This window comes from Hymenobacter plasmatis (genome assembly GCF_020711255.1).
Classification (GTDB): Bacteria; Bacteroidota; Bacteroidia; order Cytophagales; family Hymenobacteraceae; genus Hymenobacter.
In genome coordinates this window covers 221,578-234,333 of the sequence record NZ_JAJFAW010000005.1, presented here as the reverse complement: position 1 = coordinate 234,333, position 12,756 = coordinate 221,578, and the positions used below count along the sequence as shown (strand labels likewise).

General features: G+C 58.4%; 14 protein-coding genes. 6 read left to right on the top strand and 8 right to left on the bottom strand.

What is annotated here, in order from left to right:
- Positions 1 to 24 precede the first annotated feature (24 nt).
- On the top strand, positions 25 to 1,587 hold the full coding sequence (locus LJ738_RS05685) for a hypothetical protein (protein ID WP_227785342.1): 1,563 nt from the start codon (positions 25 to 27) through the stop codon (positions 1,585 to 1,587).
- Positions 1,588 to 1,596: 9 nt separating this feature from the next.
- Here the strand turns inward: LJ738_RS05685 and LJ738_RS05680 are convergent, their stop codons facing one another.
- The gene (locus LJ738_RS05680) at positions 1,597 to 2,706 is read right to left on the bottom strand and encodes a DNA topoisomerase IB (RefSeq protein ID WP_227785341.1); all 1,110 of its coding nucleotides are present in this window, start codon (positions 2,704 to 2,706) and stop codon (positions 1,597 to 1,599) included.
- Positions 2,707 to 2,810: 104 nt separating this feature from the next.
- Between LJ738_RS05680 and LJ738_RS05675 the strand changes: the two genes are divergently transcribed.
- Positions 2,811 to 3,938: an App1 family protein phosphatidate phosphatase gene (locus LJ738_RS05675; RefSeq protein WP_227785340.1), complete on the top strand. Its 1,128-nt coding sequence runs from the start codon at positions 2,811 to 2,813 to the stop codon at positions 3,936 to 3,938.
- Positions 3,939 to 4,006: 68 nt separating this feature from the next.
- Here LJ738_RS05675 and LJ738_RS05670 read toward each other — a convergent pair whose 3' ends face one another.
- Both LJ738_RS05670 and mtgA read right to left on the bottom strand, forming a co-directional pair.
- Positions 4,007 to 4,495: a YybH family protein gene (locus tag LJ738_RS05670; protein WP_227785339.1), complete on the bottom strand. Its 489-nt coding sequence runs from the start codon at positions 4,493 to 4,495 to the stop codon at positions 4,007 to 4,009.
- Positions 4,496 to 4,497: 2 nt separating this feature from the next.
- Positions 4,498 to 5,262 (bottom strand): monofunctional biosynthetic peptidoglycan transglycosylase, encoded by a 765-nt coding sequence (gene mtgA, locus LJ738_RS05665; RefSeq protein WP_227785338.1) that lies wholly within the window; start codon positions 5,260 to 5,262, stop codon positions 4,498 to 4,500.
- Between the two features lie 153 nt (positions 5,263 to 5,415).
- On the opposite strand from mtgA, the gene LJ738_RS05660 reads away from it, so the two are divergent.
- Positions 5,416 to 6,051: an LON peptidase substrate-binding domain-containing protein gene (locus LJ738_RS05660; RefSeq protein WP_227785337.1), complete on the top strand. Its 636-nt coding sequence runs from the start codon at positions 5,416 to 5,418 to the stop codon at positions 6,049 to 6,051.
- 197 nt (positions 6,052 to 6,248) lie between these two features.
- Here the strand turns inward: LJ738_RS05660 and LJ738_RS05655 are convergent, their stop codons facing one another.
- Positions 6,249 to 7,061, bottom strand: coding sequence for a M48 family metallopeptidase (locus LJ738_RS05655; RefSeq protein WP_227785336.1), 813 nt, complete (start codon positions 7,059 to 7,061; stop codon positions 6,249 to 6,251).
- Positions 7,062 to 7,185: 124 nt separating this feature from the next.
- A complete protein-coding gene (locus LJ738_RS05650; protein ID WP_227785335.1) occupies positions 7,186 to 7,971 on the bottom strand; it encodes a murein L,D-transpeptidase catalytic domain family protein in 786 nt (261 codons plus the stop codon).
- A gap of 136 nt (positions 7,972 to 8,107) precedes the next feature.
- Here LJ738_RS05650 and LJ738_RS05645 point away from each other — a divergent pair, with 136 nt between their 5' ends.
- A complete protein-coding gene (locus tag LJ738_RS05645) occupies positions 8,108 to 8,527 on the top strand; it encodes a hypothetical protein (RefSeq protein WP_227785334.1) in 420 nt (139 codons plus the stop codon).
- 54 nt (positions 8,528 to 8,581) lie between these two features.
- On the opposite strand, the gene LJ738_RS05640 is transcribed toward LJ738_RS05645, so the two are convergent.
- Entirely contained in the window at positions 8,582 to 9,001 is a 420-nt protein-coding gene (locus tag LJ738_RS05640) for a hypothetical protein (RefSeq protein ID WP_227785333.1), read from the bottom strand.
- Positions 9,002 to 9,185: 184 nt separating this feature from the next.
- The gene (locus LJ738_RS05635) at positions 9,186 to 9,665 is read right to left on the bottom strand and encodes a DUF4199 domain-containing protein (RefSeq protein WP_227785332.1); all 480 of its coding nucleotides are present in this window, start codon (positions 9,663 to 9,665) and stop codon (positions 9,186 to 9,188) included.
- A 283-nt stretch (positions 9,666 to 9,948) separates the two neighbouring features.
- Between LJ738_RS05635 and LJ738_RS05630 the strand changes: the two genes are divergently transcribed.
- On the top strand, positions 9,949 to 11,571 hold the full coding sequence (locus LJ738_RS05630) for an ABC-F family ATP-binding cassette domain-containing protein (RefSeq protein WP_227785331.1): 1,623 nt from the start codon (positions 9,949 to 9,951) through the stop codon (positions 11,569 to 11,571).
- 99 nt (positions 11,572 to 11,670) lie between these two features.
- A complete protein-coding gene (locus LJ738_RS05625) occupies positions 11,671 to 12,495 on the top strand; it encodes a hypothetical protein (RefSeq protein ID WP_227785330.1) in 825 nt (274 codons plus the stop codon).
- A gap of 90 nt (positions 12,496 to 12,585) precedes the next feature.
- Here the strand turns inward: LJ738_RS05625 and LJ738_RS05620 are convergent, their stop codons facing one another.
- Positions 12,586 to 12,744 (bottom strand): lmo0937 family membrane protein, encoded by a 159-nt coding sequence (locus LJ738_RS05620; protein ID WP_157781084.1) that lies wholly within the window; start codon positions 12,742 to 12,744, stop codon positions 12,586 to 12,588.
- Between the last annotated feature and the right edge of the window lie 12 nt (positions 12,745 to 12,756).

The following is a 12,756-nucleotide window of genomic DNA, read 5'->3' as shown; positions in this document are numbered from 1 at the left end:
CCGTATTGGCCTCCTATCCCCTTGATGCAGCTTCGCTTACCTTCTTCGTTTCTGATACTGGGTTCCTGGGCCGGGCTCCTGGTAGCATCTGGCTGCGTCCGCAAACAGTTTTTTCAACCCGACGCCCGGCCCGATTCGGCTCTGGCTCAACCCCTGCCCGCAAGCGCTGACAGCGTGCGCGGGGCCACGGCCGGCCGCCAATATGCCCGGCATAGCCGCTTGTACATGACCCTGGTGGGCCAGCACCACCGGCCCGTCTGGGCGGCCCCAGTTACGGTGCCCGTGCTTCGGCTGCCGCAGGCGAAGCCGGGCGGCTTAACCTCCGGCAAAGTAGGCGGCGGCTTCAATAGTACCTCCTTGACATTGACGGCGCATGAGGGCGAGGCGTTTGTGCTGCGCACCGTCGACAAAGACCCCATTCGGGCCACGCCGAAAGTGCTGCGCGGCACTTTCCTGGTTAATGCTCTGCGCGATAACGTATCGGCCACCAACCCTTATGCAGCCCTCGTGGTGCCGCCCCTGGCCCAAGCCGTAGGCGTACCGCGGGCCACGCCGCGCCTCTACTACGTGCGGCCCGACGACCCCGCTTTTCAGTCGGATTCCTTGCGCCTCTTTCGGGGCCAGCTGGCCTTCCTGGAAGAAAAGTTTGCGGTTGAATCGGGGCCAGCCGCCCGTAGCCCACGAACGGTTTTGAGCAGCATCGAAGCATTCGAAACTGCCTTCAAGAGCCCCGCCCGGCAGCTCAACCAGCTGGCGCTGCTGCAGGCACGGTTGCTGGATGGCTGGCTGGGCGACTGGGACCGCCACCCCGGCCAGTGGAATTGGGCCGTGAGTTCCCCTTCGGCATCCGGGGTCAGCCAGCTATCGCCATTGCCCAAAGACAGAGACATGGTCTTTTACCGCCTCGACGACGGTCTGTTGGGCTGGCTGGTGGGCCATCTGGCCCTGCGGCACTGGACCAGCTTTGGCCCACGCTATCCCAAGGCCGCTAACTTGTTATCATCCGGGCATTACTTGGATACGCGGGGCCTGAATCAACTTTCTTTAGCTCAATTTTCTGCCACGGCCCAAGCCATGCAGCGACAGCTGCCCGACTCGCTCATCGCGCGGGCCGTGCACCGAATGCCGCCCGCGGCTTTTGCCCTCGAAGGCCAGGCCACCATTGCCGCCCTGCAGGCCCGCCGCACCGAGCTGCCCGCATTAGCCGAGGCCTTCTACCGGCAGCTGGCCCGGCGGCCCGTGGTAGGTGGCACGGCGCTGGCCGAGCGGTTTGAGGTGCACCGTTACCCCGACTCCACCGTGGTCGCCGTGTTTTCAGCCCAACCCACTGCGGCTAGCAGCCCGAACCGCATTTATCGTCGCGCGTTTTTCCCTGCCGAAACCAAGCTCATTCAACTTGAAGGCCTCGGCGGAGACGACGCTTTCATTATTGAACAGCACGGTGCTAAAGCCCCACGGCAGCCACGCATCCGCATTTACGGGGGCACAGGTACCGATACACTAACGGGCCAATCCAGCCCAAGCGTACAATTCCACGAAGGCAGCGCGCCCGCCAAGCGCGCTTACGACAAGCTCCCCGAGGAATAACGGCCCGGCTTACGCCTGTTCCAGCATCTTCAGCACCAGCCGTTCTATCGGCGAAAGCAAGTCTCCGAGAGCAGCTTCGGCGTCGTGCTGGCGCAGGTATTCGATGAGCTGGCCCGACTTGAACAGCTCCACTACATGTGGGTGAATGTAGTATTTGGAGCAGACCGTGGGAGTATTGCCCAAGCCCGTGGCCACTTCCTTCACGGCTCGCTTTATCACTTTTTCGGGGGCTAAGTCGGGCTCCTCACGCAGCACACCTTCCAGGCATTCCACCATTTTCACGGTGCCGCCCCAGGTCCGGAAGTCCTTGGCCGACAGCGCCAGGCCCGTATGCCGGTGCAGGTACTCGTTCACATCGCCCGATTCCAGTGCGTGGCGCTGGCCATCGGCAGAGTAATACTGGAACAAGTGCTGCCCCGGAATTTCCTTGCACTTGCGCACGAGCCGGGCCAGCCGAACATCATGCACGGTCACGTCGTGCGGCACGCCCTTTTTGCCGATGAAGCTGAAATTAACGTCGGCGCCTTCTATCGCCACGTGCTTGTCGCGCAAGGTGGTCAGGCCGTAGCTGTTGTTCTTTTTGGCGTACTCCTTGTTGCCCACGCGGATAAACGACTGGTCCATGAGCGTAAGCACCAGAGCCACCACTTTTTCGCGGTCCAGCGTGGGGCGGCGCAGGTCTTTGTTGAGCTGTTCCCGCAGCGCAGCCAGTTTCTCGCCAAACGTGCGGAGGCGTGAGAATTTGGTGAGGCTGCGCATTTCGTCCCAGGCCGGATGGTAGCGGTACTGCTTCCGCCCCAGGCTGTCGCGCCCAGTCACCTGCAGGTGGGCGGTGGGCGAGGCCGCAATCCACACGTCCGCCCAGGCCGGCGGAATCACGAAGCTTACAATGCGCTCCAGCGTTTTAGGGTCGGTTATTTTGTGGCCCTGGGCATCGTGGTACGTAAAGTTGCCGGCCCGCGTCGTTTTTCGGCTGATGCCCGCGGCCTGGTCGGTGGCATAGCGCAAACCGGCCATCTGGGCTTGCCGGGCCGGGTCTTTGTACACGATATGCGCCTCATCTTGGGGCACAAGCGCTTTTTTACGGGTTTTGGAGCGGGGAGCGGTGGCAGTCGGCATGGAAGGAGGAGATGGGCCCGCTTAATCGGGAATGGCCATTCTACGCAACTGGCCTTTTGGCGGCCATTTTGAGGCATTCTCGCCCACGGCCGTAGGTTTGCCCCATGAAGCTGCTCGATGCCCTTTCCTCCTTCACCGAATGGTCAGACCACCTCGTCACCCGCTTCACGGCGCAGCGGGGCTGGCTGCGGCCCCTGCAGCTCGACGCCTACCGGAGCTACGGCACGGCCGCCAAATTCTACATCAAGGGCCGCCTGCTGGCCGACCGCGGCATCGCCGCCCAAACCGCTACGGACTCGCGCTGGCGCAATTTCCAGAGCATGGTGCGCCGCTTCAACAGCCGCGAAGTGCCTGGCGCCGACCTGGTAGCGGAGATGCCCGACGGCAGTCAGAACCTCGTCACAACCGACGACGAGGGCTATTTCACGCTCATCATCGAGCCCAAGGCACTGCCCGAGCCCGTGGCCTACCTCTGGTACCCAGTGCCCGTGCGGGTATCGCGGCTGCCCCCGCACTTTCGGCTGCCGCTGCCCACGGTGCAGGCGGCGGCCAAAGTGCTGGTGCCGCCCCCCAGCGCCGAGTTCGGCGTTATCAGCGACCTCGACGACACGGTATTTGAAACCAGCGCCACCAACGTGCTGAAAATGCTGGGGCGCACCCTGCTCAGCAACGCCCATTCCCGCCTGCCCTTTGTGGGAGTAGCGGATTTTTACCGCAGCCTGCAGCGCGGCCGCACCGGCCAGCCCGACAACCCGTTTTTCTACGTCAGCAGCAGCCCCTGGAACCTGTACGATGTACTCGATGAGTTCCTGGGCATCCACGAAATGCCGCCCGGCCCGCTCCTGCTGCGCGATTTGAGCATTGCCCGTCCCAAAACCACGCCCCCGCCCGGCGTCACCGGCTCGGCAGCCATTCACTTCGCCCACAAGCTGCACGAAATCGACGATGTGCTCAACACTTATCCCCACCTGCCCTTCGTGCTGCTCGGCGACAGTGGCCAGGAAGACGCGCGCATTTACCGCGAAGTAGTTCGCCGACACCCCGGCCGCATCAAGGCCGTCTACATCCGCGATGTGCAAGTACCCGCCCGCGCCCTGCTTGTGGGCCCCATCTCCGAAGCCCTTAAAGGCGAAGGCGTACCCATGTTGCTCGTGGCCGATTATGCCTCAGCTGCCGCGCACGCTGCTAGTTTAGGGTTAATTAAAGGTGTAAATCAGGGAGTCACTAAGTAAAGGTTCTGAAATTCATAATTTTTTCAATTCAGTCACTAAGCCAATCTGGAAGTCAATCTTTAAATTCTTTACTGGCTGTTCGTATGGTCGGCTGCTACTACCCATTGGCCGTCAATCTTCCGTAGCACCAGCAGGAAGAAGCCACCCACGTCGCCCGCGGTAGGCCGGGCCAGGTGCCAGTGCCCAATTACCTGGGCGGCGGTGGGTGCCAGCATCGTTATGCGCAAGCCGCTAAAATCTAATTGGCCCATTGCGGCGGCATCGGGGTAGTTCTTGCGGTAGTTATCCAGCGTTTGCTGCCAGCCGTACGTGGGGCCCTTGCGGCCGAGAAACACCAGCGAGTCGGACTTCCAATAGCCCTGCATGAAGCCGGGGATGTCGCCTTTATTCCAGGCGGCGGTTTGCGTGGTTAGCACATTCCGGATGGCGGCTACCTCGGCCGGGGCGTTGCTGCGGTGCGCATAAGCCGCGGGCTGGCAGCCTTGCAAGTAGCCCGTTGAGCTAAGCACAAGGGCGCCCAGCAACAATCTTTTGCCTAGCAGTAGCTTTCCAGTCATGGTTATTTGTTGATGAGCGTGTTCACGTAGGTAGTGCCGCCCAGGCGGCGCATGTTGCGCAGCACCCGTAGCTGCTTGGCTCGCGCGGCCGGCCCCGGATTGGAAGCCCGGAACCGCAGCGGATTGGGCAATACCCCGGCCAGCAAAGCCGCTTCGGCCGGGCTCACCCGGCTTGCCGACTTGCCAAAGTAGCGCTGGCTGGCGGCCTCAACCCCAAAGGTGCAGTCGCCCATTTCGGCCACGCTGAGATACATTTCCATGATGCGGCGCTTGTTCCACAAAAACTCAATCAGCACCGTGAAATAGGCCTCGGCTGCTTTGCGCACGTAGCTGCGGCCGTGCCACAAAAACACGTTTTTGGCCACTTGCTGGGAAATGGTGCTGCCACCCACAATGTGGGTACCGTCGCCTTTCCAGTTGCGCTTGGCTGCGCTGGCCAGGGCGTCGAAATCGAAGCCGTGGTGGATGAGAAAGCGCTGGTCTTCGGCGGCTACAAGTGCCAGGGGCACGGCGGGCGCCACTTCGTCCAGGTTCCGGAACTGGTAGCGAATGAGCCGGGGCTCCTGCTGAATGCCGTAGTAGCCCAGGCCCACCGGCGCGTGGGCCCGCCGGTCGAGCATCAGCCAGGTAGCAGGCGGAGCCACCCACCGGTAAATCAGCACCCAGGCCACCGAGGCCAGAAACAGCGCCGCGACCACTTGCAGCAGCAGCCGAATGCCTTTTTTAATTAAAACCGACGTGTTGGGAATAAGTGCAGTGGTGGCCATTGGGGCAAAAGTAGCGTGACAAGCGGGGTTTCGGCTTTCACTCCTACCTTTCGTTCTCTTCCCCGGAAGCTGGCCCCGGCCGGCAGCACCAAACCTAACAGTGGCCTCAACTTGTTGAAGTCTCAGTTACCATACTTCCTCAGTCCCGCTGCTATGTCCCGCTTACTGCCGCTGTTTCCGCTCAATCTGGTGGTTTTCCCGGGGGAAAAGCTTAACCTTCACATTTTTGAGCCCCGGTACCGTCAGCTGGTGCGCGAATGCATCGAGCAAAACATCACCTTTGGCATCCCGCCCTACCTCGACAATTCCCTCAGCGAGCTGGGCACCGAAATGCGGCTGCTGGGCGTGGAGCAAACGTATTCCAGCGGCGAGCTCGACATTCGAACCAAAGCCGTTGGCGTCTTCCGCATCAATAAATTTTACCGCCAGGCACCGGGCAAGCTCTATGCCGGCGGCCAGGTCGAAGATGTGGTGCAGGACGAGGAATCCGACCCCGTGCTCCGCGAAATTATTACCAAGCAGGTGCGGCTGCTCTACGAAGCCCTCGGCTTGCGCAAGCTCCTGTTGGAACTGGCCCCCGACTACTGCATCTTCGACGTGGCCCACCACATTGGGCTAAGCACCGAGCAGGAATACCAGCTCTTGGCCACCACCAGTGAACAGGAACGCCAGGAAATGGTGCGCGAGCACCTTGACACCATCCTGCCTGTGGTACTCGAAACCGAGCGCCTCAAGGAGCGAGTGCGGCTCAACGGCCACTTCAAAAACCTGACTCCACCCAACTTTTGACATTGCGTGGCAGGCGGTCTGTCATTGCGAGGCGGAGCCGAAGCAATCCGTCCTCTCTGTGCGACCAACCCCGAGTTGTGACAACCTCTATTTAAAGCAAAAAGCCCCGACTCTGCAGTAGAGCCGGGGCTTGTCACATTATTGGGCTAGTCGCTGAGACCAGGATGGATTGCCGCGCTGCGCACGCAATGACAAAACTATTCTTTCAGTCCTGCGGGCACTCCCTGGGGGAATTCCGCCGCAATTTCTTTCTGTAGTTCGGCAATGCGGTTGCCTGGGTCGGGGTGCGTGCTCATAAACTCGGGCGTTGAGCTACGGCCGCTTTGCTGCTCCAGCATCTTCATCACCTGAATCATAGCGCGGGGGTCGTAGCCAGCCTTCGGGGTGAAATCAACGGCCAGTTTATCGGCCTCCAGCTCGTCGTTGCGGCCAAAACGCAGGCTGATAACCTTGGCAATGGCCGCGGCCACTGCAGCCTTGGCTACCGAGCTACCGGGGCTATTGGGGTCGTAGGAGGCAATGGTAGCAGCGCCGGCCAAGCCTTGCGTGAGGTTGGACTTAGCTACCTGTGCAGCCGAATGCCGGCCCACTACGTGCCCAATTTCATGTGCCAGCACGCCCGCCAGCTGGGCTTCTGAGGTCAGATTTTTCAGCAGGCCCTGGGTGATGAACACCTGCCCACCGGGCAAGGCGAAGGCATTAATCGTTTGGTCGTCGGCCAGTAGGTGAAACTGAAATTTGTAGGGAGTCTGGCCGGCCTTGGTGCTGGCAATGATTTTCTGGCCCACCTGCTGCACGGCGGCCGTGGCGCGGGCATCGGGGCTTTCGCCCCCGTATTGGGCGGCCATTTCGGGCGCTGCCTGCAGGCCAAGGGCTATTTCCTGGTCGGCGCTCATGTTTACGTGCTGAGTTTCGCCGGTCACCTCGTTCTTGGAGGTGTTGAAGTAGTAGCCAAAAAGGGACACCGCCGCCACGATGATGGCAATGATGAAGCGGAGATTGAGACGCATTGGAAAGTGTAAGTGAAATGAAGGGTTAAATCGACCACGCCGCAGCTTTTCGACTGCCGACATATGGCCCACTTGCCTTATAACGCACCCTTTCCGTTCTGGTTATTGCCCTGGGGCTGGCCGGCTAATAAACGCCCGAGTACGCAGCCACTGCCGTATCCAAATTCAACCACCGCGAGTGATAGTTTGCCCTTTCCGGCCCGTGCAAGTACAGCACGCTTCCGCCCTTGATGGCCTTCACAATGGCGGCGGTTTCGGCCACGGGCAGCGCCGGGCAGCCCTGGCTGCGGCCCAAACGGCCGTGCGTTTTCACGAAGTCCTGGCACACGTATTCGGCCCCGTGCACCACCACGGCCCGGCTTTCGGCGTTGGTGTTGAAACCTGGGTCGAGGCCCACCAGCTTGAGGGAGAGGCCGTGCTTGCCGGTGTAAGTGGTGGGTGCGGTGCGATAAAAGCCCAGGCTGCTCATCTCCGAGCCGCCTTTGTTTGAAAATGCCAGGGGCACATCGGCGCCGCTTGCCTTGCCATGAGCCACCAGCGTATGGTACAGCACTTTGGCTTTCTCAACATTGATAACCCACAGGCGCTTCTGCTGGCTGGAAATGCTAAAATCGATGAGCGTGAGCACCGGAGGACTGGCCGTGGGCTTGCCCGCGGGGCGGAGGTTGTAGTACCCCACCAAGCCCTCCCGAAACACCTTAAGCGGCAATCCCGACTGACCTAAGCCCAGCACGGTATAAAGTTGGGCTGCCCGCTGTTCAAAAGCTGTTTGATAATAAGCCCGGCGGGCTGCCACCGGCAGCATCGCAATAGCTTTAGTAGGCAGGGTTTGTGCGGCGAGTTGCTCTGATGGTACCATCAGCCCCAGCAGCAGGCCAACAATTACAACCTTTCCAGGTATTTGAAACATGAATATTCGGTGGGTTCGAAATATGACTAAACTGTGTGGTTACACTGTTTAGCACAGCAGTATACACTATCGGGCCAAACTTAGTGCTTAGCTTAGCCCAATTCTTATAGACCTAGCACTTTTCCTCATTTTCGTTATGTTTTTGCCCTTTTTGCCAGCCCGCAGCCGTCGCCTTCTACTACTGCTGGGTACCACGGGACTGCTAGGCGGCTGCGGCCACGCCCTGCCAAGGCTTCCGGGGTTCGATGCCAAGGCTTGGCGCGCCGACCCCTACGCCTGCCGCGACCAGCGCCGTGCCGCCGTGCCATCCCTGGTGCGGAGCAAAGAGGCCCTCTACGAGGCCCGGGCTGACGATGTGACTGCCCTGCTTGGCCCTCCCGATGAAGAAGAGTTGCGCGCGGGCACCGAAAAAGTATACTACTACTACCTGGAGCCCGGCACGCAGTGCGAGGCGCGCCACGCCCGTTCCGGGGCTGCATGCATCAGCCTTCGGTTTGGCCCACTGGGTACCGTTACGGAAGTATTGGCCGACCCACTCTCTCCCAAACGTCCATAACGAAAAAGGCCCGTCATATTGATGACGGGCCTTTTTTATAAAGTAATAGTGTGGTTAGCCCAAGCCGTTTCCGGAGTTGCCGGGCGCGGTCGTGGGGTGTTCCGTTTCCTGGTGGAGCTGGCTGAGTTGCGAAGGGGTTAGCACGCGGCTGCACTCCTGCTCAAACTGAGATTCCAGCTCGGCTGTTTTGGCGGCCCGGGTGGCCTCATCGTCTTTGTATTCTTGGTTGATGTTCTTCAGGCCGGCCAGCTTGGTGCGGTTTAGGGCCAGGAGGTTCAGTATCTGCGCCTCGTTGAGGTGGAGCTTTATAGTCATTTCACGCGTCAGCGCCACGGCATCGGGACCTACCGATTCTTTCATGGCCGACTTGTTGAACGTGGGGTGCTCCGACAGGCGGTCGGCCATTTGGGCGTGGGCCGAGAAGGAACCCAGGGCCAGCAAGACTGTCAACGAGGCAAATAGAATTTTAAACATAAAATTCAAGGGACTGAGTAGAAGAACTCCGTGTATTTTTTGGCTTAACACCCGAAAGATACCGGTTAATTCTTGTTTAGTCTAATATTTTTCATAAAAATATTTTTAGCGCTATATCTCTGTGCAAACAAAACGGCCCCAACCGGGGCCGTCACGTAGCGCGAAAGTTCAATCACACAATGATTTAGTCTAAACTGGCCACAGCCTGATGGTCGGGGCTTTTGTAGTACTGCATGGCTATCAGCGACACGATAACCCCCGTCATGGTGCCCATCAGGATAATGCCCAGCCCGCCGATGAGCACGCCAAGGTCGGCGCCAAACAGGTCGCGCGCTTGGATGCGCTGCACCGAATTCATGACGCCTTTGCTAATGCCGCCCATAAGCCAGAAAAAAGCGGCCAGCAATACCGAGGCCACCAGTCCGGTGATGATTCCCGTGCCAAAGCCCTGCAGGTACGACATGCGGTTGCCGCGCGCCCGCTTAAAGCGCTTAATGGCCATTACTACGCCTGCCGCTATGATTACCAGGTCGAGCGAGCCCGCTTCAATTTTATCGAGGAACCCCGCCAGCATTGCAATGCCCGTGTAAGCAATCAGGGCTGCTGCCGTGTAGGCGCCCATGCGAAAGCCATTGTTCTCGGAGGTTATTGAAAGGTCTGCCATGGCCGAAGCTTAATTAAAGTGTGGAGAGGAAAAACCGGAATCTCCGGCTGATTGTCTTTTTATACTAGCTCAAGTAGGCAGAAGTTATTCATAGACGGATTATGCCGCGCCAGGGGGTTTTTGGCCCACACCCAGGGCACTATTTTGACACCTAGTTAGTTATTTTCATCAGGTTTGTCAATGACTTTTTTCGGGCAGGATTTCGACCCGCCTCCTGATGCGTAATTTTGCGCGCTGCTGCGCACGGTTGTGCAGTTTTTGTTTGCTACTATTTTCTTACTGAATGATTTCGACCACCAATGTGAGCCTGCGCTATGGCAAGCGCATCCTGTTTGAAGACGTTACCGCGAAATTCCTGCCTGGCAACTGTTACGGCCTCATTGGGGCCAATGGTGCGGGCAAATCCACCTTCCTGAAAATCCTCTCTGGCGAGCTGGAGCCCAACACGGGCTCGGTGGAAATGCCGGCGGGCCAGCGCCTGGCCGTGCTGAAGCAGAACCAGTTTGCCTACGACGAGCAGCCGGTGCTCCAAACAGTAATTCAGGGCCACCAGCGGCTGTATGCCGTGATGACTGAGAAGGACGCTCTCTACGCCAAAGCCGATTTCTCAGACGCCGATGGCGAGCGCGCTGCCGAGCTGGAAGGCGAATTTGCAGACCTGGAAGGCTGGAATGCCGAGTACGAAGCGGCCGAGCTGCTGTCGGGCCTCGGTATTGTGGAAGACAAACACCACAGCCTCATGGCCGACCTTGGCGCCAGCGAAAAAGTACGCGTGCTGCTGGCTCAGGCCCTGTTTGGCAACCCCGACGTGCTGCTGCTCGACGAACCAACCAACAACTTGGACGCCGAGAGCGTGCTGTGGCTGGAGAACTTCCTCGACAGCTTCCAGAACACCGTGATTGTGGTGAGCCACGACCGTCACTTCCTCGACGCCGTGTGCAACTACATGGCCGACCTGGACTTCGGCAAAATCACGATGTACCCCGGCAACTATACGTTCTGGTACGAGAGCAGCCAGATGGTGCTGCGCCAGCGCCAGGATGCCAACAAGAAGACCGAAGACCGCCGCAAGGAACTGGAGGAGTTTGTGCGCCGGTTCTCGGCCAACGCCTCAAAATCTAAGCAGGCTACTTCCCGCCAGAAACTGCTGCAAAAGCTAACTCTGGAGGACATCAAGCCCAGCTCGCGCCGCTACCCCTACATCGCCTTCAAGTCGGAGCGCGAGCCCGGCAACCAGCTGCTGAGCGTGGAAAACCTGAGCGCCAAAGTAGATGGTCAGTATGTATTTAAGAACGTGAGTTTCACGCTCGACAAAAAGGACAAGGTGGCCATCGTGGGCCGCGACGACCGCGCTGCATCCCTCCTCTTCGACATCATGTTCGGCGAAGCTACTCCGACCACGGGCGAGGTAAAATGGGGTACCACTATCACACCCAGCTATTTCCCGAAGGAAAACAACAGCTTCTTTCAGTCGGGTGAGCTGAATTTGGTGGACTGGCTGCGCCAGTACTCCGAAGAAAAGGACGAAAGCTTTATCCGGGGCTTTTTGGGCCGCATGCTGTTTTCGGGCGAAGAATCGCAGAAGAAAAGCAACGTGCTGAGCGGAGGCGAGAAAGTGCGCTGCATGCTCTCCAAAATGATGCTGCAAAGCGGCAACGTGCAGGTTTTGGATGACCCAACCAACCATTTGGACCTGGAAAGCATCACTGCTTTGAACAATGCCCTGCGCGACTATCCGGGCTCGCTGCTGTTTGCTTCGCACGACTTGCAATTCATCGAAACCGTTGCCAATCGCATCATTGAGCTAACCCCCGATGGCATCCTGGACCGGCGCATGAACTACGAAGAATACCTGGCCGACGAAACGCTGAAAGCGCAGCGCCAGAAAATGTACAAAATGGCTTAAGATTGGTTAAGAATGAGGAATTAAAGAATAAAGAATTTCTTTTAACTCATTCCTGTTAATTCCTCGTTCTTAATTTTCATTCTTCCTCCCTATTTGTAAATGAAATCTAAATTGCTTCCGCTGCTGCTGCTTGTCGGCGTAGCCTGCCTGCCTGCTTACCGTGCCCAGGCGCAGGATAAGCCGGTGCTCAACTCGGCACCTCCCGGGCCACCCCCGGCTAAGCCACGCCCCGTTGAGACAACGCCGGCGCCGGCACCGGCCCCTACCACTCCTACTACCACTGAGCCATCGGCCGCGCCGACGCCGGCACCTGAGTTTCCGGCTGCGGCACCTTCGCCCAATGCCCCTTCGGGCCTGGAATTCCCAAACCGCAAAGCGACCAAAGCGGGGGGCGCCGAAGACAAGCCGCCGACAAAGAAATTTCTATACACCAATTTCGGCCTAGGCTTTTCATCCAACGGTGGGCTCAACCAATTTAACGTGAGCGCCGCGCCGGCCATCGGCTTCCGCATTACCGACAAGTTTGCTATCGGGCCGGGCATTTCGTACGCCTACAGCAGCTACAGTTTAACCGATGCGGCCAAAAACGCCGGTTATGTCCTGAACGCGCAAGGCGATAATAGCATCAAATCGAGCAGCGTGGGGCTGAAGGCATTTGCGCAGTACATCGTGTACAAAGAATTTTTTGTTCACGCCGAATACGAAGTAACCAACGCCGAATTGGTTGACGTGGACTCCAATAATGGTTTTTTTAAATACAAACGCACGGTAACCACTCCCCTCGCGGGCATTGGCTACCGCTCATATCTGGGCCAAAACGCAGCAGTTGACATTGTCGGGCTTTATAATTTCGACAACACCATTTATTCGCTGTACCCGGGCCTCGTTATTCGTTTCAGCTTCTTATTTAATTTCGGGCGGTAAGCTCAATAAATAATTAATAAGAAGACAAAAAAAGCCCCGCTGGTATATCAGCGGGGCTTTTTTTGTCTTATAGTTAACTCACAGGTGGCGTTAGACCGCGCTTCGGCCGCTAATTACACGGAGCAGAATGGCGATGATAGCAATTACGAGCAGGGTGTGAATGATGCCGCCAGTATAGAAGCCACCAAAGTAGCTAACTGCCCAAATGATGATGAGAATGACGGCGATGATATACAGGAGGTTGCCCATGGCTGGAGAGAG

Excerpts from the sequence above, each read along its gene's own strand:
- LJ738_RS05685 (WP_227785342.1), top strand. The coding sequence starts at position 25 with ATGCAGCTTCGCTTACCTTCTTCGTTTCTGATACTGGGTTCCTGGGCC.
- LJ738_RS05680 (WP_227785341.1), bottom strand. The coding sequence starts at position 2,706 with ATGCCGACTGCCACCGCTCCCCGCTCCAAAACCCGTAAAAAAGCGCTT.
- LJ738_RS05675 (WP_227785340.1), top strand. The coding sequence starts at position 2,811 with ATGAAGCTGCTCGATGCCCTTTCCTCCTTCACCGAATGGTCAGACCAC.
- LJ738_RS05670 (WP_227785339.1), bottom strand. The coding sequence starts at position 4,495 with ATGACTGGAAAGCTACTGCTAGGCAAAAGATTGTTGCTGGGCGCCCTT.
- mtgA (WP_227785338.1), bottom strand. The coding sequence starts at position 5,262 with ATGGCCACCACTGCACTTATTCCCAACACGTCGGTTTTAATTAAAAAA.
- LJ738_RS05660 (WP_227785337.1), top strand. The coding sequence starts at position 5,416 with ATGTCCCGCTTACTGCCGCTGTTTCCGCTCAATCTGGTGGTTTTCCCG.
- LJ738_RS05655 (WP_227785336.1), bottom strand. The coding sequence starts at position 7,061 with ATGCGTCTCAATCTCCGCTTCATCATTGCCATCATCGTGGCGGCGGTG.
- LJ738_RS05650 (WP_227785335.1), bottom strand. The coding sequence starts at position 7,971 with ATGTTTCAAATACCTGGAAAGGTTGTAATTGTTGGCCTGCTGCTGGGG.
- LJ738_RS05645 (WP_227785334.1), top strand. The coding sequence starts at position 8,108 with ATGTTTTTGCCCTTTTTGCCAGCCCGCAGCCGTCGCCTTCTACTACTG.
- LJ738_RS05640 (WP_227785333.1), bottom strand. The coding sequence starts at position 9,001 with ATGTTTAAAATTCTATTTGCCTCGTTGACAGTCTTGCTGGCCCTGGGT.
- LJ738_RS05635 (WP_227785332.1), bottom strand. The coding sequence starts at position 9,665 with ATGGCAGACCTTTCAATAACCTCCGAGAACAATGGCTTTCGCATGGGC.
- LJ738_RS05630 (WP_227785331.1), top strand. The coding sequence starts at position 9,949 with ATGATTTCGACCACCAATGTGAGCCTGCGCTATGGCAAGCGCATCCTG.
- LJ738_RS05625 (WP_227785330.1), top strand. The coding sequence starts at position 11,671 with ATGAAATCTAAATTGCTTCCGCTGCTGCTGCTTGTCGGCGTAGCCTGC.
- LJ738_RS05620 (WP_157781084.1), bottom strand. The coding sequence starts at position 12,744 with ATGGGCAACCTCCTGTATATCATCGCCGTCATTCTCATCATCATTTGG.